The 24,189-nt window shown below is 69.3% G+C and carries 20 protein-coding genes; 1 reads left to right on the top strand and 19 read right to left on the bottom strand.

Annotated features, from left to right (window positions below; genetic code table 11):
* Positions 1–4: 4 nt before the first annotated feature.
* A complete protein-coding gene (locus AC1D29_RS10050) occupies positions 5–1,162 on the top strand; it encodes an L-dopachrome tautomerase-related protein (protein ID WP_477896759.1) in 1,158 nt (385 codons plus the stop codon).
* A gap of 1 nt (position 1,163) precedes the next feature.
* Here the strand turns inward: AC1D29_RS10050 and AC1D29_RS10045 are convergent, their stop codons facing one another.
* From AC1D29_RS10045 to yicI, 19 genes are all read right to left on the bottom strand, one after another.
* On the bottom strand, positions 1,164–1,574 hold the full coding sequence (locus AC1D29_RS10045) for a RidA family protein (protein ID WP_477896757.1): 411 nt from the start codon (positions 1,572–1,574) through the stop codon (positions 1,164–1,166).
* The gene (locus AC1D29_RS10040; protein WP_477896755.1) at positions 1,571–2,008 is read right to left on the bottom strand and encodes an acyl-CoA thioesterase; all 438 of its coding nucleotides are present in this window, start codon (positions 2,006–2,008) and stop codon (positions 1,571–1,573) included. The genes AC1D29_RS10045 and AC1D29_RS10040 overlap by 4 nt, the downstream gene beginning before the upstream one ends.
* Positions 2,008–2,709 (bottom strand): ABC transporter ATP-binding protein, encoded by a 702-nt coding sequence (locus tag AC1D29_RS10035; protein ID WP_477897310.1) that lies wholly within the window; start codon positions 2,707–2,709, stop codon positions 2,008–2,010. Before AC1D29_RS10035 ends, AC1D29_RS10040 begins: the two co-directional genes overlap by 1 nt.
* Positions 2,710–2,714: 5 nt before the next feature.
* Positions 2,715–3,467 carry an ABC transporter ATP-binding protein gene (locus AC1D29_RS10030; protein WP_477896753.1) on the bottom strand — a complete coding sequence of 251 codons (753 nt, stop codon included), beginning with the start codon at positions 3,465–3,467 and terminating at the stop codon, positions 2,715–2,717.
* Positions 3,460–4,419 carry a branched-chain amino acid ABC transporter permease gene (locus AC1D29_RS10025; RefSeq protein ID WP_477896751.1) on the bottom strand — a complete coding sequence of 320 codons (960 nt, stop codon included), beginning with the start codon at positions 4,417–4,419 and terminating at the stop codon, positions 3,460–3,462. The genes AC1D29_RS10030 and AC1D29_RS10025 overlap by 8 nt, the downstream gene beginning before the upstream one ends.
* On the bottom strand, positions 4,412–5,332 hold the full coding sequence (locus AC1D29_RS10020; protein ID WP_477896749.1) for a branched-chain amino acid ABC transporter permease: 921 nt from the start codon (positions 5,330–5,332) through the stop codon (positions 4,412–4,414). The genes AC1D29_RS10025 and AC1D29_RS10020 overlap by 8 nt, the downstream gene beginning before the upstream one ends.
* A gap of 713 nt (positions 5,333–6,045) precedes the next feature.
* Entirely contained in the window at positions 6,046–7,212 is a 1,167-nt protein-coding gene (locus tag AC1D29_RS10015; RefSeq protein WP_477896747.1) for an ABC transporter substrate-binding protein, read from the bottom strand.
* Between the two features lie 23 nt (positions 7,213–7,235).
* Complete coding sequence (locus AC1D29_RS10010; RefSeq protein WP_477896745.1) at positions 7,236–8,840, bottom strand: benzoate-CoA ligase family protein; 1,605 nt, start codon at positions 8,838–8,840, stop codon at positions 7,236–7,238.
* A 3-nt stretch (positions 8,841–8,843) separates the two neighbouring features.
* On the bottom strand, positions 8,844–9,980 hold the full coding sequence (locus AC1D29_RS10005; RefSeq protein ID WP_477896743.1) for an acyl-CoA dehydrogenase family protein: 1,137 nt from the start codon (positions 9,978–9,980) through the stop codon (positions 8,844–8,846).
* Position 9,981: 1 nt separating this feature from the next.
* The gene (locus AC1D29_RS10000; RefSeq protein ID WP_477896741.1) at positions 9,982–10,821 is read right to left on the bottom strand and encodes an enoyl-CoA hydratase family protein; all 840 of its coding nucleotides are present in this window, start codon (positions 10,819–10,821) and stop codon (positions 9,982–9,984) included.
* A complete protein-coding gene (locus AC1D29_RS09995) occupies positions 10,818–11,300 on the bottom strand; it encodes a MarR family winged helix-turn-helix transcriptional regulator (protein ID WP_477896739.1) in 483 nt (160 codons plus the stop codon). The genes AC1D29_RS10000 and AC1D29_RS09995 overlap by 4 nt, the downstream gene beginning before the upstream one ends.
* Positions 11,300–12,034 carry an SDR family NAD(P)-dependent oxidoreductase gene (locus AC1D29_RS09990; RefSeq protein ID WP_477896737.1) on the bottom strand — a complete coding sequence of 245 codons (735 nt, stop codon included), beginning with the start codon at positions 12,032–12,034 and terminating at the stop codon, positions 11,300–11,302. Before AC1D29_RS09990 ends, AC1D29_RS09995 begins: the two co-directional genes overlap by 1 nt.
* Positions 12,031–14,376 (bottom strand): bifunctional salicylyl-CoA 5-hydroxylase/oxidoreductase, encoded by a 2,346-nt coding sequence (locus tag AC1D29_RS09985; RefSeq protein WP_477896735.1) that lies wholly within the window; start codon positions 14,374–14,376, stop codon positions 12,031–12,033. The genes AC1D29_RS09990 and AC1D29_RS09985 overlap by 4 nt, the downstream gene beginning before the upstream one ends.
* 99 nt (positions 14,377–14,475) lie before the next feature.
* Positions 14,476–15,186, bottom strand: coding sequence for a polysaccharide deacetylase family protein (locus AC1D29_RS09980; protein WP_477896733.1), 711 nt, complete (start codon positions 15,184–15,186; stop codon positions 14,476–14,478).
* Positions 15,186–16,502 (bottom strand): MFS transporter, encoded by a 1,317-nt coding sequence (locus tag AC1D29_RS09975; RefSeq protein ID WP_477896731.1) that lies wholly within the window; start codon positions 16,500–16,502, stop codon positions 15,186–15,188. Before AC1D29_RS09975 ends, AC1D29_RS09980 begins: the two co-directional genes overlap by 1 nt.
* Entirely contained in the window at positions 16,499–18,049 is a 1,551-nt protein-coding gene (locus AC1D29_RS09970; RefSeq protein ID WP_477896729.1) for a tetratricopeptide repeat protein, read from the bottom strand. Before AC1D29_RS09970 ends, AC1D29_RS09975 begins: the two co-directional genes overlap by 4 nt.
* A 25-nt stretch (positions 18,050–18,074) precedes the next feature.
* Positions 18,075–19,814, bottom strand: a complete 1,740-nt coding sequence (locus AC1D29_RS09965) for a glycoside hydrolase family 9 protein (RefSeq protein ID WP_477896727.1) — start codon at positions 19,812–19,814, stop codon at positions 18,075–18,077.
* The gene (locus AC1D29_RS09960) at positions 19,811–21,817 is read right to left on the bottom strand and encodes a glycoside hydrolase family 2 protein (protein WP_477896725.1); all 2,007 of its coding nucleotides are present in this window, start codon (positions 21,815–21,817) and stop codon (positions 19,811–19,813) included. Before AC1D29_RS09960 ends, AC1D29_RS09965 begins: the two co-directional genes overlap by 4 nt.
* A 97-nt stretch (positions 21,818–21,914) precedes the next feature.
* The gene (yicI, locus tag AC1D29_RS09955) at positions 21,915–24,185 is read right to left on the bottom strand and encodes an alpha-xylosidase (RefSeq protein WP_477896723.1); all 2,271 of its coding nucleotides are present in this window, start codon (positions 24,183–24,185) and stop codon (positions 21,915–21,917) included.
* Positions 24,186–24,189 lie beyond the last annotated feature (4 nt).

The raw sequence follows: 24,189 nt of genomic DNA, 5'->3' as shown, positions 1-24,189 counted from the left end.
CGCCATGAAGATCGCTTCCCTGCTGCTGGCCCTTGCGCCGACGCACATCGCCTTTGCCGACACCTCGCTGGAACTCTGGCGCAGCTACGACGGCGTGACGTGGACGGCGCCCGCGCCGTATGCCGACTCGGCCAAGTCGCCCATCGCCGGCCTGCATTTCGACGCGAAGGGCCATGCCTACGTCAGCACGCCGCGCGTGCTGGCCGCGAACACGCCGGCCACGCTGAGCCGGCTGGACACCACCGTCGCCGACGGCCCGGCGCGCCTCACCGCCTTCCCGACTGCCGCCGCCAACGACCCGGCAGCCGACCCCGCCACGCACCTGCGCAGCGTGCTGGGCTTTCACATCGACCGCCGCAACGGCTGGTTGTGGGCGCTGGACCAGGGCTTTGTCGCCGGCGAGGCCGAGGCACCGGCCGGTGCGCAGAAGGTGCTGGTGTTCGCGCTGGCGACGGGCAAGCTGGTAAAGGCGCTGCCGCTGGACGGCGTGGCCGACCGGCGCGGCAGCTTCCTGAACGACATCGCCGTGGACGAGCGCCGCCGCGTGGCCTTCATCTCCGACAGCGGCCTGCGCAGCGCGCCGGACAACCAGGCCGGGCTGATCTTGCTGGACTTCGCTTCAGGCGACGCGCGCCGCGTGCTGCACCGCCACGCCAGCGTGCTGCCCGAGCCCGGTGCAAAGGTCGTGTCGCACGGCGCCGAGGTGTGGCCCGGCAACCCGCTGACGCTGGGCGTGAACGGCATCGGCCTGTCGCCCGCCGGCGCCACGCTGTACTGGGCCGTCACGACCGGCACGCACCTGTTCTCGTTGCCCACCGCGCTGCTGCGCGACGCGAAGGCGAGCGACGCCCAACTGGCTGGCGCCGTGCGCGAGCTGGGCGACGTGGGTGGCAACACCGACGGCCTGGTCGTCGCCGCCGATGGTGCGGTCTACATCACCGACGTGACGCGCAATGGCATCACGCGCTATGACCCGCGCACCGGCCGCTTCACGCTGGCGGGCGCCAGCGACGGCGTGCACTGGCCCGACACCCCGGCGCTGCTGCCGAACGGCGATCTCGTCTTCACCGCCAGCGCGCTGAACGACCACTTCGCCGGCCGCGTGGCTGCGGGCCAGGAGCGCTACGAGCTGTGGCGGCTGCCGCTGCGCGGCCGCAAGTGAGTCACGCCGGCACGACGGCCGTGACCTCGATCTCGACCTTGGCCCGGTCCTCCATCAGCGCCGACACCTGCACGGCGCTCATGGCGATGCCGTAGTCGCGGCCCAGCACCTCGCGGTAGGCCTGGCCCACCTCACGGCCGCGGGCGATGTACTCGCGCTTGTCGATGAGGTACCAGGTCATGCGCACGATGTGCTCGGGCGCAGCCTGCGCCTCGGCCAGCACGGCGCGGACGTTGAGCAGCGTCTGGCGCACCTGGGCGATGAAGTCGTCGCTGTCGAACTCGCAGCGCTCGTTCCAGCCGATCTGGCCGGCGACGAACACCTGCCGCCCACTGGCCGCCACGCCGTTGGCATAGCCGCGCGGTTGCACCCAGCCCGCGGGTTGGAGGATCTGCTTGGCGTTGTTGTTCATGGTGGTGTCTCCTGTTGTGCGGCGAGCGAGCGCTGCAAGGCGGCGCGCAGATCGTCGGGGAAGGCCTGGGGCTTGTGCGTGGCGAGTGACGTGCAGACCAGCACCTGCGTGAACTCGACACGCGGGCCGTCGTCGCCAAGGAAGCTGATGTGCAGCTTGATCGAGCTGCCGCCCAGGCGGGCTATGTGGATGCGCTGCGTGAGCCGGTCGCCGTGGCGGCTGACGCGCAGGAAGCGGGTGTCCAGCTGCGCCGTCGGCATGCCGACCTGGCGCTGGCCGATCAGCACGTCGAACGGCAGGCCCAGTGCCTGCGCGAACCAGTCCTCGATCAGCTCGTTCAGCATCTCGAAGTAGCGCGGGTAATAAACGATGCCCGCGGGGTCGCAGTGGCCGAAACGCACCAGCTGCTCGCGAATGAAAGCGGCGGGCTTCATCACACCCCCAGATGCTTGTGCCACAAGGCTGGCTCGGCTGCGAGCGCCGCCGAGGGGCCGGCCCAGGCGACCTGGCCGCGCTCGACCAGCGTGTGATGGTCGGCCAGGCGGATCAGCCGCTGCACGTACTTGTCGACGACGAGGATGGTCTGGCCCGCGCTGCGCAGCAGGTCCAGGCAGCGCCAGATCTCCTCGCGCACGAGGGGCGCCAGGCCTTCGGTGGCCTCGTCCAGCACCAGCAGCCGAGGGTTGGTGACCAGCGCCCGGCCGATGGCCAGCATCTGCTGCTCGCCGCCCGACAGTTGCTGGCCCGAATGGCCGGCACGCTCGGCCAGACGTGGGAACAGCTCGAACACGCGCGCCGTGGTCCACGGCTCGCGCGCGCAGCTGCGGTTGGCCGAGAAGGCGTCCAGGTGCTCGCGCACGTTCAGGTTGGGGAAGACCTGCCGCCCCTCGGGCACCAGCGCCAGCCCCAGCCGCGCGATGCGGTCCGCCGACCAGCCGGTGATGTCCTCACCGCAGAAGCGGATGCGGCCGCCCGTGGGCTTCAGCCAGCCGCACAGGCAGCGCAGCAGCGTGCTCTTGCCCATGCCGTTGCGGCCCAGCAGCGTGGCGACCTCGCCCGGCTGCATGGTCAGGCCCATGCCGAACAGCACCTGGCTGGCGCCATAGCCGGCCTGCAGGTTCTCGATGTGCAGCAACGCCGTCACGACACCGCCTCCAGCTCGTCACCCAGGTAGGCGCGGCGCACGTCGGGGTGGTCGCGGATGACCTGTGGCACATCGCTGGCGATGACGCGGCCGCCCACCAACGTCGAGATGCGATCAGCGAGCAGGAACACGGCGTCCATGTCGTGCTCGACGAGCAGCAGCGTCAGGCCCTCGGCCTTCAGGGCCTGCAGCAGCTCGACCATGCGTGCCGATTCGTCCGGCCCCATGCCGGCCAGCGGCTCGTCCAGCAGCAGCAGGCGTGGCCTGGCGGCCAGCGCCAGGCCCACTTCGAGCTGGCGCTGCTCGCCGTGGGCCAGTTCGCCGGCGACGCGGTCCGCCACGGCCGCCAAGCCGACGCGTTGCAGCAGCGCATCCGCCTCGGCGTGCGCGGCCGCGTCTGCCCGCGCGCTGCGCCACCACGGCGGCGCGCCTTCGCGGCGGGCCAGCACTGCCAGCACGAGGTTGTCGCGCACCGTGCAGGGTTGGAACAGGCTGGTGATCTGGAAGCTGCGCACCAGGCCGGCCTGCACGCGGTGCGCGATCCCTTGGCGCGTGACGTCCTGGCCGTCGAAGACGATGGCGCCGGCGTCGGGCACCAGCGCGCCGGAGATCTGGTGGATCAACGTCGTCTTGCCCGCGCCGTTCGGGCCGATCAGCGCATGCAGCTCGCCGGGCCTCACGTCAAAACTCGCGCCATCCGTCGCGGCCAGCGCACCGAAGCGCTTCACGAGCTGCCTGATCTCAAGCACGGCGCCCCTTCCAGCCCAGTCCCGCCAGGCCTCGCGGTGCGTACAGCACGACCAGCAGCAGCAAGGCGCCCAGCCCCAGCTGCCAGTGCAGCGTGTAGCCCGACAACAGCTCCTCCAGCAGCAGCAACGCCGCCGCACCCAGTGGCCCACCCCACAGCGCACCGGCGCCACCGATGATGACCATGACCATCAACTGGCCGGATTGGGACCAATGCATCAGGTGCGGCGACACCAGGCCGTTCAGGTTGGCCAGCAGCGCGCCCGCCAGGCCCGCAACGGCGCCCGCCAGCACGAAGGCCTGCCAGCGCAGCGCGAACACGCGGCCACCCGCCGCGGCGACACGCACCTCGTTCTCACGCGCGCCTTGCAGCAGCCAGCCGAACGGCGAGTTCACCAGGCGCTGCATCCCGGCCATGACAGCCGCGAAGAGCAGCAGCGCGACCCAGTAAAAGGTGGCGTCGTCCCTCAGTTCGACACCGAAACCGAGCACCGAACGCTGCGCCAGCGGCAGGCCGTCGTCGCCGCCATAGGCCTTCAGCGACACGGCCAGGAAATAGAACATCTGCGCGAAGGCCAGCGTGATCATGATGAAGTACACGCCGCGCGTGCGCAGGCTGATCGCGCCTATCACTGCGGCCGCCAGGGCGCTGACGCCCATCGCAACCGGCCACGCGATCCAGGCCGACGTGATGCAGGCATCCATCAGCACGCCTGTCGTGTACGCACCCAGGCCGATGAAGGCCGCATGGCCAAAGCTGACCAGGCCGCCAAAACCGAGGATGAGGTTGAGGCTGGAGGCAGCGATGGCGAAGATGAGGACGCGCGTCGCCACCACCGTGTAGAACTCCAGGCCCACGGCCTGCAGCAGCGGCGGCAATGCGGCGAGCGCGGCCAGCAACGGCCAGGTCCAGACCCCGAGGCCGCGGTGATGGAGGCGGCGCGGGTCAGCCATGGGCGGGGAAGAGGCCACGCGGTTTCCAGAACAGGATGGCGGCCATCAGCACGTAGATGAGGATGGAGGCCAGCGCCGGGCCCAGGTTGGACGCCACCTCCTGCGAGGCCAACTGGCGCAGTGCGGCCGGCAGCAGCGTGCGGCTGGCGGTGTCCACCAGGCCCACGAGCAGGGAGCCGACCAACGCCCCGCGCACCGAGCCTATGCCGCCGACGACGATGACGACGAAGGCGAGGATGAGGATGCTCTCGCCCATGCCTACCTGCACGGCCAGCAACGGCCCCAGCAGCGCGCCGGCCAGCGCGCACAGCGCCGCGCCGAAGCCGAACACGGCCGTGAACAGCGCGCGGATGTTGACGCCCATGGCCGTGGCCATCGGGCGGTTGGACGCGCCGGCCCGTACCCAGGCGCCGTAGCGCGTGCGCGTCACCAGCACCCACAGCAGCAGCGCAACGGCCAGGCCCACGCCGATGATGAGAAGGCGGTAGGCGGGGTACATGAGGCCGGGCAGCAGTTCGACCGGGCCGGACAGCGCGGCGGGCGTGTTGAGCATCAGCGGCTGGTCGCCCCAGAGAATGCGCACGCCCTCGTTGAGCATCAGGATGAGGGCGAAGGTGGCGAGGACCTGGCTGAGGTGGTCGCGGGCGTAGAGGCGTCTGAGCAGCGTCACTTCGAGCAGCATGCCCAGGATGGCGGTGCCGGCGATGGCGACGACCACGGCCAGCAGGAAGGAGCCGGTCGCTGCGGCCGTGGCGGCAGCGAGGTAGGCGCCGACCATGTACAGCGAGCCATGGGCCAGGTTGATCATGTCCATGATGCCGAACACGAGCGTGAGGCCGGCGGCGAGCAGGAAGAGCATCAGGCCGAATTGGAGCCCGTTGAGGAGCTGCTCGGTGATGAGGATCCAGTCCATGTCAGCGGGTTGGTTCGGTTGATTGGCAGCACTTGGTTGGCGCCACCATGCCGGGAGTCCCGCCCGGCGGCGGGGTAACTTTCTTCTGCGGCGCCAGAAGAAAGTCACCAAAGAAGAGGCGCTGAACCGCACACCGTCGCGTCGCCGCGGAGAGCGGCGCGCGAAAACGTTCGATGGCATGACGCATAGACGCGAACCGCTTCGCTCTCGCTGCCGTCCCTATGACGAGGGCCACAAATCGCCGCTTCACGCCGGTTAACGCCGGCTGCACGCCGGGCTCACCAGGGGGTACCGCGTCGCTGGTGCGACGCCGCAGGGATTGAGCGGCGCAGTGTTGGGGTTCGCTGTGCTCACCCCAACCTACGAAGGCCCAACGGACCGTCGCACCATCGCGTCGCCCGAGCGACGCTGTCTTTGGTGTTCCTCGTGAGCACGGCGTGCAGCCGCGCGTTAAGCGGGCAGGTGATGCGATGAATGAAGCTGGTGACAAGGACAGCAGCGAGAGCGCAGCGGGTCGCGTCTGCCCACTCACCGAGCTGCTGTTGCCATGCGCAGCGAGGGCCTGTGGTGCTCGTGTGCGGTTCAGGGCCTCTTCTTTGGTGACTTTCTTCTGGCCCCGCAGAAGAAAGTTACCCGGCCGCCGGGACGGACTCCCGGCAATGCACCGAGGAGCTACACGTTTCGCAAAGGCACCCCGCATCACTCGACCCATCTCAACTCATCTTGCAAGCAGCAACGTAAGCATCCTCATGCTGCGTAAAGATCTTCCCCATGGTCCGGTTCGTGACCCGCCCCTGGCCATCCTTCGTGATGACGCGCAGGTAGTAGTCCTGCACCGGGTACTGGTTGCGGTTGAACTTGAACGGCCCCCGCACCGATTCGAACTTCGCCGCCTTGATCGCCTTCAGCAAGGCCGGCTTGTCCTCCACCTTCCCCTTCACGTCGCGCACCGCCGCATTCATCAGCAGCGCCGCGTCGTACCCCTGGCTCGCGTACAGCGACGGCAGCCGCCCGTAGTCCTTCACGAAGTCGGCCACGAACTTCTTGTTCGCCGCGTTGTCCATGTCATGCGCCCAATGCGAGCTGTTGAACATGCCCAGCATGGGCTCGCCCACGGCCTTGATGACGTCCTCGTCGGCCGAGAAGCCCGGACCAAACAGCGTCACGTCCTTGGACAGCCCCGCGCCGACGAACTGCTTGATGAAGTTGATGCCCATGCCACCGGGCAGGAAGATGTACATCGCGTCCGGCTTGGCCGCGCGCGCCTGCGCCAGCTCGGCCGCGTAGTCCAGCTGGCCCAGCTTGGTGTAGATCTCCTCCACAACCGCGCCCTTGTAGTAGCGCTTGAAGCCCGCCATCGCGTCCTTGCCGCCCGGGTAGTTGGGCGCCAGCAGCACCACTTTCTTGAACCCCTTCTCGGCCACCGTCCTGCCCACGGCCTCGTGCAGGTTGTCGTTCTGCCAGGCGACGTTGAAGAAGTACGGGTTGCACTGCTCGCCGGCGTACTGCGAGGGGCCGGCGTTGGCGCTGATGTAGGGGATCTTGGCGTCGAACACCGACGGCCCCACGGCCAGCATCACGTTGGAGAAGACGATGCCGGTCATGAAGTCGACCTTGTCGCGCTTGATCAGGCGCTCGGCGCTCTGCTTGGCGACCTCGGGGTTCTGCTGGTCGTCGGCCGTGACCATCTCCACGGGCAGGCCGCCGAACTTGCCGCCGCTGTGCTTCAGGCCCAGCGCAAAGCCGTCGCGGATGTCCACGCCCAGGCCCGCGCCGGGTCCGGACAGCGTGCTGAGGAAACCGATCTTGAGCTTGTCCGCCGCCTCGGCCGCAGGCAGCAGGGACGTGGCCAGAACCAGGGCAACCAGGGTCTTCTTCATGTGCGGGATCTCCACGGAAAAGGTCAGGCAGTGTCTCTGAGCTTGAAGCGCTGCAGCTTGCCGGTTTCGGTGCGCGGCAGCTGGGTGCGGAACTCGATGGCGCGCGGATATTTGTAGGGCGCGATGGTCGCCTTCACGTGTTCCTGCAGCGCGCGCGTGTCGCCTTCATGGCCGGCACGCAGCACGACGAAGGCCTTCACGAGCTGGCCGCGTTCCTCGTCCGGCACGCCGATGACGGCGCACTCGGCGACGGCCGGGTGGCTCAGCAGCGCGGCCTCGACCTCGGGGCCGGCGATGTTGTAGCCGCCCGAGATGATCATGTCGTCGGTGCGCGCCTGGTAGACGTAGTAGCCGTCGCTGTCGATGAGGTAGGAGTCGCCGGTCAGGTTCCAGCCGTCCTGCACGTATTGATGCTGACGCTCGTCGGCCAGATAACGGCAGCCGGTCGGGCCCTTGATGGCCAGGTGGCCGACCTTGCCCGCCGGCAGCGGCTGGCCGCCGTCGTCGAGGATGCAGGCCTGGTAGCCGGGCACGGGCTTGCCGGTGGCGCCGGGCTTGACGGTCTCTTCGGTGTGCGAGATGAAGATGTGCAGCAGCTCGGTCGCGCCGATGCCGTCGATCAGCTCGATGCCGGTGACCTGCTTCCACAGCGCGCGCGTCGCCGCCGGCAGCGCCTCGCCAGCGCTGACGCATTTGCGCAGGGAAGAGACGTCGACCTTGCCGACCAGCGGCGCCATCGCGCGGTAGGACGTGGGCGCCGTGAAGCAGACGGTCGCGCGGTGCTCGGCGATGGCCGCCAGCAGCGCATCGGGCGCCGGCTCCTCCAGCAGCACGGTGGACGCGCCCACGCTCATCGGGAACAGCAGCAGGCCGCCCAGCCCGAAGGTGAAGGCCAGCGGCGGGCTGCCGATGAAGACGTCGCTGTCATCCGCACGCAGGCAGTGCGGCGGCCAGCAGCGGCAGATCGCGAGGATGTCGCGATGGAAATGCATCGTGCCCTTGGGCTGGCCGGTCGTGCCGGACGTGAACGCGATGAGCGCGCAGTCATCGCTGGCCGTGTCGACGGTGTCGAACCCCGCCGGCTGCCGCGCCGCGCGGGCTTCCAGGCCATCGGGCTCGGGGCTGCGGAAGTGGCAGATGCCGCGCAGCACCGGGTTCTGCAACTGCGCCGCAGCCAGTTCATCTGCCAGCGCCGCGTCGCACAGCGCGTGCGTGACCTCGGCCTTCGCGATGACCTTGCCCAGCTCGACGGCGCGCAGCAGCGGCATCGTCGCCACCGCGATGGCGCCGGCCTTGATGACGGCAAACCAGCAGGCGGCCAGCTGCGGCGTGTTGGCGCCGCGCAGCAAGACCCGGTTGCCGGGCAGCACGCCCAGCTCTTCGACCAGCACGTTGGCAATGCGGTTGGCCTGGTCCTGCAGCTCGGCATAGGTCCAGCGCACGCCGGCGCCTTGCACGCAGGGGCGGTCGCCGTGGCCCTGCGCCACCCAGCGGTCCAGCAGCTCGGTCGCCGCGTTCAGTCGGGGGCCGAACTGCAGCTCGGGCAGGTCGAACACCAGCTCCGGCCACTGATCCTGCGGCGGGAGATGGTCTCTGGCGAAGGTATCGATGTGGGCCGAAGGATTCACGGCTCAGCCTTTCAGCAGTTCGCGACCAATGATCAATTGCTGCACTTCGCTGGCGCCTTCGTAGATGCGCAGCGCGCGGATCTCGCGGTACAGCGACTCGACGATCTCGCCGCGCCGCACGCCACGGCCGCCGAACAGCTGCACCGCGGCGTCGATGACCTGCTGCGCGCCCTCGGTCGCCATCAGCTTGGCCATCGCGGCCTCCTTGGTGATGGTCTTGCCCTGGTCGCGCAGCCACGCGGCGCGGTAGACCATCAGCGCGGACGAGTCCACCGTGCAGGCCATGTCCGCCAGCTTGGCCTGCGTCAGCGGCAGGTCGGCCAGCCGCGCGCCGAACATGGGGCGGGACTTGGCCTGGGTCAGGCCTTCCTGCAAGGCGCGGCGGGCGAAGCCCAGCGCCGCGGCGGCCACCGACGTGCGGAACACGTCCAGCGTCCGCATCGCCAGCTTGAAGCCCTCGCCGGGCGCGCCCAGCATCTGCGACTTCGGCACCCGGCAGTTCGTGAAGCGCAGGCGCGCGAGCGGATGCGGCGCGATGACGTCTATGCGCTCGGCGATGTCGAAGCCGGGCAGGTCGGCGTCGACGATGAAGGCCGACAGGCCGCGCGAGCCGGGCGCTTCGCCGGTGCGCGCGAACAGCACGTAGAAGTCGGCGATGCCACCGTTGGAGATCCAGGTCTTCTCGCCGTTCAGCAGGAAAGCGTCGCCGTCCTCGGTGGCGGTGCACTGCATGGCCGCGACATCGGAGCCGGCCTCCGGTTCGGACAGCGCAAAGGCCGCCAACGCTTCGCCGCGTGCGACGCGCGGCAGATAACGCTCGCGCTGTGCCGGCGTGCCCTGGAGCGAGATCGCACCGGAGCCCAGGCCTTGCATCGCGAACGCGAAGTCGGCAAGGCCATCATGCCTGGCCAGCGTCTCGCGGATCAGGCAGATCGCACGCGTGTCGATGGCCTGGCCGTCACCGGCCACGGCATGCGCCAACCAGCCGGCCGCGCCCAGCTGGGCGACCAGCGATCGGCATCGCGCATCGATGTCGCCGTCATGGTCGACATGCTGCAGATGCTCGCCGCACCAGGCGTCCAGCGCCGCCGCCAGCTCGCGGTGCCTGGCGTCGAAGAAGGGCCAATCGAGGTGTTCCATGTCAGTCTCCCTGGAACACCGGCTTGCGCTTGGCGACGAAGGCCTCGTAGGCGCGGTGGAAGTCCTTGGTCATCATGCAGATGGCCTGCGCCTGCGCCTCGGACTCGATGGCTTCGTCCACGCCCATGGACCACTCCTGATGCAGCATGCGCTTGGTCATCGCGTGGCCGAAGTTCGGGCCCGACGCAATCTCGCCGGCCCAGGTCGTCGCTTCACTCAGCAGCTGCTCAGGGTCGACCAGGCGGTTCAGGAAACCCCAGGCCAGGCCCTCCTCGCCGCCCAGGCTGCGGCCGCTGTAAAGCAGGTCCGACGCACGGCCCTGGCCGACGATGCGCGGCAGCATCGCGCAAGCGCCCATGTCGCAGCCGGCCAGGCCCACGCGGGTGAACAAGAAGGCCGTCTTGCTGCGCGCGGTGCCCACGCGCAGGTCCGACGCCATGGCCATGATGGCGCCCGCGCCGGCGCAGACGCCGTCGATGGCCGCGACGATGGGCTGCGGGCAGGCGCGCATGGCCTTCACCAGGTCGCCCGTCATGCGCGTGAAGGCCAGCAGGTCGGGCATGCTCATGCCGGTCAGCGGGCCGATGATCTCGTGCACATCACCGCCCGAGCAGAAGTTGCCGCCGGCGCCCTGCACGACGATGGCGTTCACGTCGTCGACATAGCTGAGGCGGCGGAACAGGTCGCGCAGCTCGGCGTAGGACTCGAAGGTCAGCGGGTTCTTGCGCTCGGGCCGGTTCAGCGTGATGAGGCCGACCGCCCCCTGCTGCTGCCAGCCGAAGTGTTGGGGCGTGTAGCCGGCCAGGCTCTGGCTGTTGCCGGAGGTCAGGTGCGGGTTCATTGGGCGTCCTTCGCCAGATGCGTTTTCAGTTGCGCGAGCAGGTCGTGGACCTGGGTCTTTTGCGCGGGCGTCCAGCCTGCGAACAGCTCGACGATCCAGCCCTCGTGCGTGGCGGCCATGCGCTTGAACTGCCTGCGGCCCTGCGGCGTCAGCTTGACGATGAAGCTGCGGCGGTCGTCGATGCGGGTCTCGCGCAGCACTAGGCCTTCGGCTTCGAGCTGGTCGGTGATGCCGGTCACGTTGCCGCCGGTCACCATCAGCCGCTTGGACAGCTCGCGCATCGTCAACCCGTCGGGGTGGCGCTCCAGCTGCGCGAGCAGGTCGAAGCGCGGCAGCGTGGTGGCGAAGTCCGCGCGCAGCCGCTGGCGGATCTGGTCCTCCACGCGCGTCGTGCAGGACAACAGGCGCAGCCACAGCCTGAGCGCCTGGTGGTCGTCATCGGACAGGCGGGTTTCGAAGTCCATGGGTTCGGCCGACATCACATCGTCTCCCCGCCGCAGACGGCAATGGCCTGGCCGTTGACGCCCGCGGCGCCGACAAGCCACGCCACCGTGTCCGCCACCTCATCGGGCTGGATCAGCCGCCCCTGCGGGTTGGCCTTGGCCAGCTCCGCACGCGCCTGCTCCGGCGTGCGGCCGGTCTTGGCGACGATGGTGTCGATGGCCGACACGACGATGTCGGTCTCGGTGTAGCCGGGGCACACGGCATTGACCGTCACGCCCTTGGCCGCCACCTCCAGCGCCATCGCCCGCGTCAGCCCCAGCACGCCGTGCTTGGCAGCGCAGTAGGCTGCGACATAGGCATAGCCCTTCAGCGCCGCCGTGCTGGCCACGTTGATGATGCGGCCCTGCCTGCGCGTCAGCATGCCGGGCAGCACGGCGCGGCTGCAGAGGAATGTCCCGGTGAGGTTGACGTTCAGCAGGCGCTGCCAGACCTCCAGCGACGTGCGCGCCACCGGCGCCGTCTCGACCTGGCCGGCGTTGTTGACGAGGATGTCCACGTCGCCCACGGCTGCAAAGGCATCCGTGACGCTGTCTTCGTCGCCGACATCGCAGACCTGGATGGCGACGCCGCCCAGCGCGATCTGTTGAGCTTGCAGCCTGTCCAGGCTGCGCCCCATCAGCGTGACACGCAGGCCATCGGCCAGCAGCCGCTTCGCGATGGCGGCGCCGATGCCGCTGCCGCCGCCGGTGACTACCGCGTGTTCGTTCATACGCCCAGCGCCTTGTTCGCCAGTTCGGCCGCGGCCACGCCTGCCGAACGCTGGCGTTCGAACTCGCGCTCCAGCTGGCTCTTGCCCGACAGGTATTGTTTGGGCCATTCCAGGCCGATGGGGCCGGCGTAGCCGATGCGCGCGGCCTCGGTCAGCGTCCAGGCCGGGTTGGCCAGATGCGGCCGGGCGATGGCGCAGAGATCCGCACGACCGGACGCGACGATGCTGTTGACATGGTCGGCCTCGGAGATCGCACCGACGGCCATCGTCGCGATGCCCACGCGGTTGCGGATGCTTTCGGCAAACGGTGTCTGGTACATGCGACCATAGACGGGCTTCTGCGCCTTGCTGACCTGACCGGAGGACACGTCGATGAGGTCGGCCCCCGCGTCCTTGAACGCGGCGGCAATGGCCACGGCGTCCTCGGGTGTCGTGCCGCCCGGCACCCAGTCATGCGCCGAGATGCGCACCGACATCGGCCGGTCCAGCGGCCAGACCTCGCGCAGCACGGTGAAGACCTCCAGCGGGTAGCGCAGCCGGTTCTCCAGCGAGCCGCCGTAGTCGTCGTCGCGCTGGTTGGTCAGCGGCGAGATGAAGGCCGACAGCAGGTAGCCGTGGGCGCAGTGCAGCTCCAGCCAGTCGAAGCCGGCATCCGCGGCGCGGCCGGCGGCAGCGACGAAGTCCTCGCGCACGCGGTCCATGTCGGCGCGGGTCATCGCCTGTGCGACCTGGCTGATGCCAGGCAGGTACTGCTGCGTGGACGCGGCGATCAGCGGCCAGTTGCCACTGGGCAGCGGCTGGTCCTCGCCGTCCCAGGGCGCACGCGTGGAACCCTTGGGGCCGGCATGGCCCAGTTGCATCGCGATGCGGGCGCTGCTGCTGGCGTGCACATGCTCGACGATGCGCTGCCACGCCGCGCCCTGCGCTTCGTTCCACAGCCCCGGGCAGCCCGGCGTGATGCGTGCATCGGGCGACACGCAGGTCATCTCCGCAAACACCAGGCCAGCGCCGCCCAGCGCGCGTGCGCCGAGGTGGGCCAGGTGGTAGTCGCCGGGGATGCCGTCCACGCAGCTGTACTGCGCCATCGGCGACACGACGACGCGGTTCTTCAGCGTGACGCCGCGCAGCTTGAAGGGCGTGAACATCGGCGGCACGGCCGGGGCATTGGGGGCATCGACACCACTGCGACCCGCCAGCCAGCGCTCGAACTCGCTGACATAGCGCGCATCGCGCAGCCGCAGGTTCTCGTGCGAGATGCGCTGCGAGCGCGTCAACAGCGAATACGCGAACTGCTCGGGCGCCAGCCGCGCGTGCCGCTCGACGTTCTCGAACCACTCGGTGGAATTGCGCGCCGCGTTCTGGATGCGCAGCACCTCGATGCTGCGGCTGGCTTCGTAGGCCTTCAGCGCGGCGGTCAGGTCGTCGCCATGCGCGGCGATGTCGCGCGCCAGGTCGATCGCGTCTTCCAAGGCCAGCTTGGTGCCCGAGCCGATGGAGAAGTGGGCCGTGTGGGCCGCGTCGCCCATCAGCACGACGGGCGCCTTGCCGTTGTGGTGCACCCAGGTCTTGCAGACCACGCGCGGGAAGCGTATCCACGACGCCGACCCGCGCAGGTGGCTGGCGTTGGAGATCAGCGGGTGGCCGTCCAGCACCTTGGCGAAGAGCTTCTCGCAGAAGGCGATGCCGTCTTCCTTGCTCATGTCCTCCAGGCCCGCGGCGCGCCAGACGTCCTCGGGCGCCTCGACGATGAAGGTCGAATGCGTCGCGTCGAAGCGGTAGGCGTGCGCCTGGAACCAGCCCCATTCGGTCTGCTGGAAGTCGAAGGTGAAGGCGTCGAACAGTTTCGTCGTGCCCAGCCACACGAAGCGGCAGGCGCGAAGGTCGATGTCGGGCTGGTAGGTGGCGGCGTACTTCTGGCGGATGCGGCTGTTCAGCCCGTCGGCCGCGATGATGAGGTCGGCGTCGATGTCGGCGTCATCGGGCACGTCGGTCTCGTAGACCAGTTCGACGCCGAGCTGCTCGCAGCGCGACTGCAGGATGTTGAGCAGCTTCTTGCGGCCGATGCCGCAGAAGCCGTGCCCGCCCGAGACCATCGTGCGGCCGCCGATGTGCACGGCGATATCGTCCCAGTGGTTGAAGGCGTCGCTGATCTGCCCGGCCGTCGCGGCGTCGGCCTCGCGCAGCGCATCCACCGTCTGGTCGGACAGCACGACGCCCCAGCCAAAGGTGTCGCCCGCGCGGTTGCGCTCCAGCACCCGCACGACATGCGCCGGGTCGGCCTTCTTCATCAGCAGCGCGAAGTACAGGCCCGCCGGGCCGCCGCCGACACAGGTGATACGCATGGAGGACAACGCCTTTCTGCGTACAACTTTAGAAATCAATAGTTCAAACGTCAAGTAATTTGACAGGCCGCCCTTCGCCGGACAAACCCTGAGGTCGGGCTACTCCCAGCGCAGATGCACGACCCGGTAGCCCTTGGCCTTCAACGTCTGCAGCAGCGATGGCAGCGCCCTCGCCGTCTGGTCCTGCGCGTCGTGCAGCAAGACGATGCCGCCGCCGCTCTTGGCCAGCTGGCCCAGCAGCTTGTCGGCCAGCATCTGCGGCGTCTGGTCGGGCAGCCAATCCTCGGCGCCGGCGTCGATGGACATCACGGTCAGGCCGCGCTCGCGCAGCGCGGTCAGCAGCGGCTGTGTTTCTTCCAGGAAGGGAAAGCGGTAGGCCGCCGGCTCGCCACCCAGCGCGGCGCGGTAGGTGGCGACCATCGCGTCCAGGTCTGCCAGTTGGGCGCTGGAGGACAGTTGCGGGAAGTGATCGTGCCGGTAGCCGTGCATGCCCACGCTGTGGCCGGCCTCGCGCACCTGGCGGGCCAGCGCCGCGTGCTGGCGCATGGGCTCGCCGTTCATGAAGAAGCTGGCCTGCACGCATTGCTCGGCCAGGGCTTTCAGCACCAGCGGCGTCGACTCCGGGCGGGGGCCGTCGTCGAAGGTCAGCACGACCTCCTTGGCCGCCAGCGGCAGCGCCGCATGCTGGGCCGCACCCCAGGCGGCGCCCTCGCGCTTGAGCGTCAGCATGCGCGACGTGCCGAGCGCGTCGGCGCCGCATGCCGGTTGGGCGATGGCTGCCGCGAGGGCCATGCTGATCAGCAGGCTCATCAATGCCCTCCGGCGGGCGCGGCCTCGCCGTGGAACTCGGCCGCTTCCTCGTGGTCGTGCGGGAAGGGTGCCAGCCAGGCCAGCAGCACCGGCGGCACCGAGAAGACCAGCACCCAGCCGAAGAAGCCGACGTAATGGTGGTCGACGGCATTCCACAGCAGGCCGCTGACGCTGCCGGTCGACCACTTGGTCAGCGCCATGACACCGGTGGCCATCGCGTAGTGCGCCATGCGGAACGGGCCCGGGGCGATCTGCTGCATCATGTACAGCATGTGGCCCACCGAGCCCATGCCGAAGCCGAACTTCTCGATGGCGATGACGGTGGCGATCCAGACCGTGTCGGTCGGCATGGACTGCGCGAGATAGAAATAGGTCAGGTGCGGGATGTTGAGCACCAGGGCCAGCGTGAAGAAGCTGCGCGGCAGCGTGCGCCTGGCGACGAAGAAGCCGCCCAGGAAGGCGCCGGCAATGAAGGCCAGCGTGCCCACCGTGCCGTTGATGTGGCCCAGCGATTCGTTGTCCAGCCCCAGGCCGCCCGCGGCCACCGAGTCGAGCAGGAACAGCGGGCCGAACTTCTCGATGAAGCCCTCGCCGAAGCGGTAGAAGAAGATGACGGCCAACATCATCCAGATCTGCGGCTTCTGGAAGAACGTGACCCAGGCCTCGCGCATGCCCGTCATGCCCACCGCCAGGCCCTGGCCCTGCAGCGTGGACGGCGCGCCCGGCGGCAGCACGCGCCAGTGCCACAGGCCGAACAGCGCCATGGCGCCGGCGGCCAGCGACACGACGATGACCCAGCACTGCACCCAGCCCAGCCCGGCGTGGTTGTGCAGGTAGCCGGTCAGCGACACGAACAGGCCCGACGCGACGACCGCGCCCATGTTCCAGCACATGCCCTGCAGGCCGGAATAGCGCGCCTGGTCGGTCTTGGAGACGGTGGTCATGAAGACGCCGTCGGCGCAGGTGTCCTGCGTGGCCGACGCGAAACCGACGATCCAGAAGAAGGCCAGCGACAGCTTGAAGAAGCCCTCCAGCGGCAGGCACAGCGCCACGAGGCCCAGCGCGGCGGCCATCGTGAACTCCATGCTGATGACCCAGAAGCGCTTGCTGCGGTAGGTCTCCAGCAGCGGCGCCCACAGCGGCTTCAGCACCCAGGGCAGGTACATCTGCGAGGTGTAGAGCGCGATGTCCTCGTTGGACACGCCCAGGTTCTTGTAGATGATGGCCGCAACGACGCCGACCATGACATTGGGCAAGCCCATGGCCAGGTAGAGCGAAGGCACCCAGGTCAGCGGATGGCGGTAGGTCTGAGTCATGGTGAGCTGGGCTTCTGGGTGCCGTTGAGCAAGGCGAGCACGTCGGACGCCTCTTGGTTGGATTGCAGGGCTTGCAGTGCGGCGCGGGCCCTGTCGGTGCCCTCGCCGCCGTGCGGGTTGCTGGCCAGCGACTGCAGCGCGCGCAAGGCCTTTTCGCGGTCGCCGCGGTCGCCGGACTGCAGGTGCACGTTGACGGCCAGGTAGGCATAGGCCGGCACCTGGGGCTCGAGCACGGTGGCGCCTTCGGCCGCCCTGCTCAGGCCGGCGCTGGGGCCCTTGGCGTAGAGCACGCGGGCGAGTTGGTAGAGGGTGGGCGCGTCGTTGCGGCGCTGCTTGTAGGCGGCCGTCAGGAAGGCGCGCGCCTGGTCGAGCGCCTGGGTGCGCTCCGCGCCATTGGCTTCCGGGGCCGCGGCCATCCAGGCCCAGCCGAGCAGGCGGTTGGCCTCGAAGGGGGCATCGTCCAGCGGCGCCCAGGGCGCCAGGATCTCCAGCGCGCGGTCAGCGTCGCCGTAGCGGACCTCGGCATGGGCGAGCGCCCAGCGCATGGTGTCAGGCGCGCGTTCGCCGCCGGCCTTGGCGACGCGCTCGCGCAGGCGCTGCAGCACGGCCTTGCCGTGGCCGGCCTCGGGCTGGCCGCTGATGACGAGATCGTCGAACTCCGCCTCGCCCTGCTCGCGCGCCAGCGCCGTGATGCGCACCTCGGCGGGCGCGCCGACCGGGTAGAGGCTGGCGTACAGGTTCTCCATGTAGCGGCGCAGTTCGCCATTGAGCTTGTTCAACGCGATGCCGGTGGCCGGCTCGAAGGCGGCGAGCGGGTCCTCGCCCGCGCCGATGCGGCGGAAGTAGGCCTCGAAGCGCTGCTTGCGGCCGGGGTCCTTGAGCGCGTAGTGCGTCAGCAGCCAGGACTGGGCGTAGAACAAGGCGAAGTAGCGGTCGTTGACATCCTTGTCGCCCGTCGCCCTGAAGTCGGGCTTGAGCAGTTGCTCGGGCGGCAGCCAGGAGCGCTCCAGCAGGATGGCCGCGCCGGCGTTGGCGGCGCCGACCTCGATGCCCTCCTTCTGGATGCGCGAGGACCCGAAGAACTCCGCGAAACCCTCGACGAACCAGACCGGGTAGGGGCCGCGCGCGTACTGCGCCTGCACGCGGTGGGCGTACTCGTGGAAGAGCACGGTGCCCGAGAAGTTCTGGTGCCAGGGGTAGTTGACGGCGAAGGCCACCGAGCCGTCGACCCCGGACATGAAGACGCCCGCCATGCCGCGCTGGCGCAGGTGGGGCACGGCCTGGCCGATGATGTCGGGGTCGTCGCTGAGCACGATGGGAAACGGCGAGCGCAGCAGCGTCTCCTGCACGCGCAGCGCCATCAGCATGGCCTCGTGGATGCGCTCCAGGTCCTGCAGCTTGCGCGTGGCCACGGCTTTGGAGGTGCTGGCCAGCATGCGGAAGTGCTTGCTCTCGGCGCGCAGCCAGTCCGCGGCGCGGGCCGGCAGGGCGCCCAGCGACAGCGCGGCCAGCAGCATTGCAAGCGCGGCCCTTCTCCAAGTCGTCATCGTCTCCTCCGGCCCTGTCTGTTTTTTATGGGGCCGCGGCGTGGCGTGGCGGCGGGGCTCGCGGTGTCAGCGCCTGCAGGGCCGCAGACACATAGACCAGCGGCGCGTTCCAGTTGATGGCGACCTCGTTGCTGGCGTAGCTGCAGCCGTGGTCCAGGTAGGACAGCGCCGGCAGCGCCGACGCGTAGCGGGCGGGGCAGTTCTTCTGGTCCTGCTGGCCAGGGTTGGGGCCGCCGACGATGAAGCCGGGCACCGGTGCGGCGATGCCGTCGGCCTCGGATGGCCGGTGGTGCGGGTGCTGTGGCGAGCGCGCCCCGAAGCCGGTCACATAGCTCATGCCCAGCGGGTTGCGGCCCAGCACATAGTCCAGCGCGGCCTGCGCGGCGTCGAGCTGGCGGCGCTCGCCGGACAGGCGAAAGCCCTGGATCAGCATCACCGCCTGGTTCAGCACCTGCGAATTGCTGCCCCAGCCGAAATCGGCAGGCTGCATGGCCAGCCGGTAGGCCGAGCCCTGCTGAATCGCAACCAGTTCTTCCGCAAGTGCCATGACGCGCGCTTTGACGACAACGCTGTCATTTTGATTCAGTTTCGAGCGGTGCTGGGCTAGTGTTATCCAGGCCAAGCCCTTCACATCGCCCCAGGACGGCACGTTGATGGCCAGCTTCTCCAGGTCGGGCCGGTAGCGCGCCTCACCGGTCGTGACGAACAGCTCCGCGCCGGCCCAGGCGAACTCGTCGTCGAGCTTGGCGTCGCCGTACTCGCCGGTGCGGATGTCGGCCGGCTGGCGGTAGACGGCCTGCGGGTTGGCCTGCGCCCAGCGCCAGGCCGCACGCGCGGCGTCCAGCATGCGGGCCGACAACCCCGGCCGCTGGGCCTCGAAAGCGCCGTAAACACGGCTGGCCTGCGCCATCGTTGCGGCGAAGTCCAGCGCCGCGGCGGTGCTCTTTTGCACGACGACGCGCTCGGCCTTGGCATCCGCCGGCATCAGGTTGCCGTCGAAGCTCTTGTTGGTCAGCTTGTGATAGACGCCGCCGTCCGCCGGGTCCTGCATGGCCAGCATCCAGTCGAGGTTCCACAGCACCTCATCGAGCAGGTCGGGCAGGCCCTTGCCGTTCTCGGCGCTCTCGGGGATGTTGAGCTTCTGCGCCTTGAACAGCGCGGGGAAATGCTCGTAGGCCGCCAGCAGCGTGTAGACGGTGATGCCGGAGTTGACGATGTACTTGTTGTAGTCGCCGGCGTCGTACCAGCCCTTGGGCGCTGAGATGACGGCACCCTCGGGTCGGCCGGGGCCGGCGGCCGAGGCATGCACCAGCACATGGTCATCCGCGTGCCCGGCCGCGCGGGCGTAGCGGCCCGCGTGCACGCCCAGCAGCGGCGTGCTGGCGCGGTTGAAGTAGAAGGCCTTGATGGCCGCCGCGTTCAGCGCCGCGTAGGCGTCGGCAGCGACGTGGATGCGCGGCGAGCGGGCCAGGCCGTCGACGACCAGCTCGTAGTCTCCCGGCGTCTTCAACGCCGAAAAGTCGGCCAGGCGCACGGCCGCCCCGGCCGGTGCCCAGGGCTGCGCGGCGCCCAGCGTGCCGCGCAGCACGACGTGGTCGCTGCCCGCGCGCACGACGCTGAAGCCACGTGCCGCGCCGTCGGGCACGACGGCCCATTTGGCCGCGCCGGGTGTGAAGCCGACCTGGTTGACCTCGATGCCGTCGGCTCGCGCGAGGCCGGCGGTCAGCAGGCCCGCCACGACGAGGCTGCGGAGATGTGGGCTCATGGGGTGACGATCCAGTTGATGTTGTCGATGGCGCCGTTGTCGCCGCGGACCTGCAGGCGGTTGCGGCCGGGCTGCAGCGCGACGCCCGGCCAGCGGGCAATGCCGCCCTGCACGGCCTGCGCCGGCAGCCCGACGCCGTTGACCTGCAGCACCGCGCTGCGCGCGTTGGTGTAGGCCTTGATGTCGGCGCGACCCGCCGCGCGTGGCGTGGCGCGGCGGTTGGCGATGTGGAGCATGGGCTTCCCGCTCCACTGCGCCTGGTAGAAGAAGAAAGCGTCCTTGCGCGCCTGGCGGTCATGGCTCACCAGGCCCTTGTCGTTGATGCCGGGTCGGTCGCCCTCGTTGCGGCCTGCCGACGCAAGGTCGAAGCCCACCCAGACGAAGCTGCCCCACAGCCAGGGCCGCGCGGCGATCTGCGCCCAATAGGCCTCGTGGAACAGCGCCTGGTACTGCTCGGGGTGCCAGCGATCCGTGGGCTTGGGGCGCACGGGCGGGTCCTGTTGATGGCGCACGCTGGCGCCGGCGCCGTACTCGGCCAGCGCCATCGCGCGGCCGGGCTGGGCCGCGTGCACGCGGTCGGCCCAGGGTCCGATGTCGCTGAATGCGCCGTCGTACCAGCCGTAGTAGCGGTTGAAACCGATGACGTCGGTCTGCCGCGCCATCGCGTGGTCGTCGGCAGCGCAACAGTGGGCGTAGGCCGTCGCCCGCGTGGGATCGAGCTCATGGGCGAGGCGGCTCATGTCGGCCAGCAGCTTGACGACCGCGTCATCCGAACGGTAAACCTCGTTGCCCACGCCCCAGATGAAGACCGATGGGTGGTGCTGGTTTTGCTTGACCAGCTCGCGCATCTGCTGCGCGAGGTTGGCGCGGAAGTCGTCGCCCTCGTCCATGGCCGAGTTCAGCGGGATCTCGGTCCAGGTCAGCAGGCCGGCGCGGTCGGCGTTGTCGTAGGCACGCTGCGGGTGCTGGAAGTGCACGAAGCGCAGGCCGGTCGCGCCCAGCTCGGCCAGGATGCGGAAGTCCTCGTCGATCTGCGCGTCGCTGACGGCCAGGCCCTGGCCCGGGCGGCCGCTGTGGAACAGGTTGACGCCATGCACCGCATGCGGCCGGCCGTTCAGCAGCAGGCCGCGTTGCGGGTCGATCTGCACGTCGCGCAGGCCGACCGGCAGCGTCACGGTGTCCAGCACATCGGCGCCGTCACGCAGCTCGGCGGTCAGCGTGTAGAGATGCGGGTCGGCCGGTCCTTGCCAGAGGCGAGGGTTGGGCAGCGTCCAGGGCTGCTCGGCGACGACGTTGGCGTCGGGCGCAACCTGAAGCGTCTGCTCGCTGTGCGCCGCGACGCGGCCGGCGGCGTCGCGCAGGCTGAGGTTGAGCGCGAGCTTCCTGGCCTCGCCGCCGTCGTTGCGCACGCGGGCACGCAGCGCCAGCAGCGCACGCTCCGCGCTGACGCCGGTGGCCGACACATAGACACCCGGCCCGCCATCGTCGAGCAGGTCGAAATGCGCGGCCGGCACGGCCAGCAGCGTCACGCCGCGGTACAGGCCGCCAAAGACCGTGAAGTCGCCGCCCAGCGGAGCGACGTGCTTCGCCGTCGCGTTGTCCACGCGCACGGCAAGCTGGTTGCGACCGGCGCGCAGCCAACGGCTGATATCGATGCGGAAGGCCGCGTAGCCACCGTCGTGCCGGCCGGCGAGCTGGCCATTGACCCAGACCTCGGCCCGCAGCGCTGCGCCGTCGAACTGCAGGAAATGATGCAGCGCCGAGGCCGGCAGCTGCAGCTCACGCCGGTACCAGCCGGGGCCGCGGTAGTAGGCGCCGCCGGCCTCGCCGTCGACGCCGTTCCAGGTGTGCGGCAGTCGCACCGCCGCCCAGGCGGAGTCGTCGAAATCGGCCGCACTCGCGCCCGCCACGTCGGCGCGCAGGAAACGCCAGTCCTGGTCGAGCGACTGGCGCTCGCGCGGGGCGGCCTGCGCGAGGCAGGCTGCGGCGAGCCAAACGATCAATAGAACGCCACGCCAGGCCACAACTCACTCCATCAAACAATGAGCCGGTGGGCGGCCTGGGCAGGCACGTCCACCGGCTCGTCGGCCCGCAGGCCGGTCAGGCCGTCCAGCGCAGCGACGCGCCTTCGGCCAGCACGGGGCTGCGCTGACCGTCCACGTCCAGGCCCCAATCGCGCAGCGCGCCCTCGGTGACCTGCGCCGTGTACTGCCCGCCCTGCCGGCTGACCGTGCCGCGTGCCGCGACGTTGCCGTCCAGGCCCACGACCTTGAAGGCCGCACTCGCGCCGTCGGCCAGCTCGAACACACGCAGCACGGTGCCGCGGGCGTAGTCGTAGTCCGGCTTCTCGGTCTCGGCGCCCCAGGCGATGACGCTGCCCGGCGCGGCGTAAAGCGGCAACGATAGGAAGCCATGCGTCTCGCGATGCCAGCGGCCGCCCTGCTTCTTCTCGCCGCTGAGCAGATGGGTCCAGGTGCCCTCGGGAAGGTAGAAGTCCACCTCGCCGCTCTCCGTGAACACCGGCGCCACCAGCAATGCTTCGCCGAGCTGGTACTGCCGGTCCAGCGGCGCGCAGGCCGGGTCGTGCGGATGCTCAATGAGCATTGCGCGCATCAGCGGGACGCCGGTCTGGGTCGCCTCGTGAGCCTTGGCGTAGAGATAAGGCATGAGCTGGTGCTTGAGCCGCGTGAAGGCGCGCAGCACGTCGCAGCTTTCCTCGTCGACCAACCATGGCACCCGGTAGGAGCTGCTGCCGTGCAGGCGGCTGTGCGAGGACATCAGGCCGAACTGGATCCAGCGCTTGTAGACGGCCGGCGGTGGGTTGCCCTCGAAGCCGCCGATGTCGTGGCTCCAGAAGGCGAAGCCGCAACTGGTGAGTGACAGGCCGCCTCTGAGGCTCTCGGCCATGGACTCGAAGGTGCTCCAGCAGTCGCCACCCCAGTGCACCGGGAAGCGCTGGCCGGAGGCGTAGGTGGAGCGTGCGAAGACGATGGCGTCCTGGCCCTGCACTTCTTCCAGCAGCTCGAAGACGGCCTGGTTGTAGTGCAGCGCGTAGAGGTTGTGCATCTCGACGGGGTCGGAGCCGTCGAAGTAGGTCACGCCTTCGCTGGGGATGCGCTCGCCGAAGTCGGTCTTGAAGCAGTCAGCACCCTGGGCGATCAGGCGGCGCAGGTGGCTCTGGTACCAGGTCTTGGCGGCGGGGTTCGTGAAGTCCACGATGGCCATGCCGGGCTGCCACTGATCCGTTTGGAACGTGAGGCCGTTGGTTCTCTTGATGAAGTAACCGTTCTTGGCGCCTTCAGCGAACAGCGGCGACTTCTGCGCCACGTAGGGGTTGATCCACAAGCTGATCTTCAGCCCCTTGGCATGCAGGCGCTCCAGCATCGCCTCGGGCTCGGGGAAGCCGCGGCGGTCCCATTCAAAGTCGCACCACTGGAACTCGCGCATCCAGAAGCAGTCGAAGTGGAAGACGGCCAGCGGCAGGTCGCGGCGTTTCATCTCGTCGATGAAGTGGGTGGCCGTCGCCTCGTCGTATTGCGTCGTGAACGACGTCGTCATCCACAGGCCGAAGCTCCAGGCCGGCGGCAGCGGCGCGCGGCCTGTCAGCGCTGTCAGTCGGGTCAAAACGGCCTTGGGATCGGGGCCGGCGATGACGCAGTAGTCCAGGCTCTCGCCCTCGCGGCTGAACTGCACGCGGGCGACCTTCTCCGAGCCGACCTCGAAGGACACCGGGCCGGCCTCGTTGACGAGCACGCCGTAGCCGCGGTTGGTCAGGTAGAAGGGCACGTTCTTGTAGGCCTGCTCACAGGCCGTGCCGCCGTCCTTGTTGATGTTCTCGACGATCTGGCCGTTCTTGACCCAGGGCGTGAAGCGCTCGCCCAGGCCGTAGACGTTCTCGCCGACGGCCAGCGTCAGCTGGTCGTGGACGTAGTTGCCCTTGCCGGCGTACTGGATGTAGCCCAGGCCGCGCCAGTCGCTCTTGGTGAGGATGCGATCGCCCTCGCGGAAGGTCAGGCTCCAGCCGTCGCCCTTCCTGACGTCGACCGAAATGGCGCCCGAGGTCAGCGTGGCCTGGGTCTCGCCGTCGACGATCTGCACGGCGGGCTTGCCGGCGCCGACCATGGGGATGTGCAGCCGCGGCGCACTGGACGCCGTGTAGTGCTCGACGCTGACGCGGATGACGCCTGCCAGCGGCGAGCTCAGCGTCACGGTCAGCGTGGGGCCTTGCAGCGTGTCGCCGCGGTGCTTGATGGGGCGGGTCGTGGCGAGCACGACGAGGCGGTCTTCGTGGACTTCGATGGCGTAGGCCTCGGCCGCGTAGTGCGCGGCGACGCCCGGCTGAAGCATCCACTGTCCGTCAGTGAACTTCATGGGT

The sequence above is a fragment of the Roseateles sp. P1_C6 genome, assembly GCF_056406315.1.
Note: the sequence above shows the minus strand (reverse complement) of the source record. Positions and strands in the feature narration are given on the sequence as shown.

Excerpts from the sequence above, each read along its gene's own strand:
- AC1D29_RS10040 (WP_477896755.1), bottom strand. The coding sequence starts at position 2,008 with ATGAAGCCCGCCGCTTTCATTCGCGAGCAGCTGGTGCGTTTCGGCCAC.
- AC1D29_RS09980 (WP_477896733.1), bottom strand. The coding sequence starts at position 15,186 with ATGAGCCTGCTGATCAGCATGGCCCTCGCGGCAGCCATCGCCCAACCG.
- AC1D29_RS09965 (WP_477896727.1), bottom strand. The coding sequence starts at position 19,814 with ATGAGCCCACATCTCCGCAGCCTCGTCGTGGCGGGCCTGCTGACCGCC.
- AC1D29_RS10045 (WP_477896757.1), bottom strand. The coding sequence starts at position 1,574 with ATGAACAACAACGCCAAGCAGATCCTCCAACCCGCGGGCTGGGTGCAA.
- AC1D29_RS10015 (WP_477896747.1), bottom strand. The coding sequence starts at position 7,212 with ATGAAGAAGACCCTGGTTGCCCTGGTTCTGGCCACGTCCCTGCTGCCT.
- AC1D29_RS10020 (WP_477896749.1), bottom strand. The coding sequence starts at position 5,332 with ATGGACTGGATCCTCATCACCGAGCAGCTCCTCAACGGGCTCCAATTC.
- AC1D29_RS10025 (WP_477896751.1), bottom strand. The coding sequence starts at position 4,419 with ATGGCTGACCCGCGCCGCCTCCATCACCGCGGCCTCGGGGTCTGGACC.
- AC1D29_RS09995 (WP_477896739.1), bottom strand. The coding sequence starts at position 11,300 with ATGTCGGCCGAACCCATGGACTTCGAAACCCGCCTGTCCGATGACGAC.
- AC1D29_RS09990 (WP_477896737.1), bottom strand. The coding sequence starts at position 12,034 with ATGAACGAACACGCGGTAGTCACCGGCGGCGGCAGCGGCATCGGCGCC.
- AC1D29_RS09975 (WP_477896731.1), bottom strand. The coding sequence starts at position 16,502 with ATGACTCAGACCTACCGCCATCCGCTGACCTGGGTGCCTTCGCTCTAC.
- AC1D29_RS10005 (WP_477896743.1), bottom strand. The coding sequence starts at position 9,980 with ATGGAACACCTCGATTGGCCCTTCTTCGACGCCAGGCACCGCGAGCTG.
- AC1D29_RS09985 (WP_477896735.1), bottom strand. The coding sequence starts at position 14,376 with ATGCGTATCACCTGTGTCGGCGGCGGCCCGGCGGGCCTGTACTTCGCG.
- AC1D29_RS09970 (WP_477896729.1), bottom strand. The coding sequence starts at position 18,049 with ATGACGACTTGGAGAAGGGCCGCGCTTGCAATGCTGCTGGCCGCGCTG.
- AC1D29_RS10000 (WP_477896741.1), bottom strand. The coding sequence starts at position 10,821 with ATGAACCCGCACCTGACCTCCGGCAACAGCCAGAGCCTGGCCGGCTAC.
- yicI (WP_477896723.1), bottom strand. The coding sequence starts at position 24,185 with ATGAAGTTCACTGACGGACAGTGGATGCTTCAGCCGGGCGTCGCCGCG.
- AC1D29_RS10050 (WP_477896759.1), top strand. The coding sequence starts at position 5 with ATGAAGATCGCTTCCCTGCTGCTGGCCCTTGCGCCGACGCACATCGCC.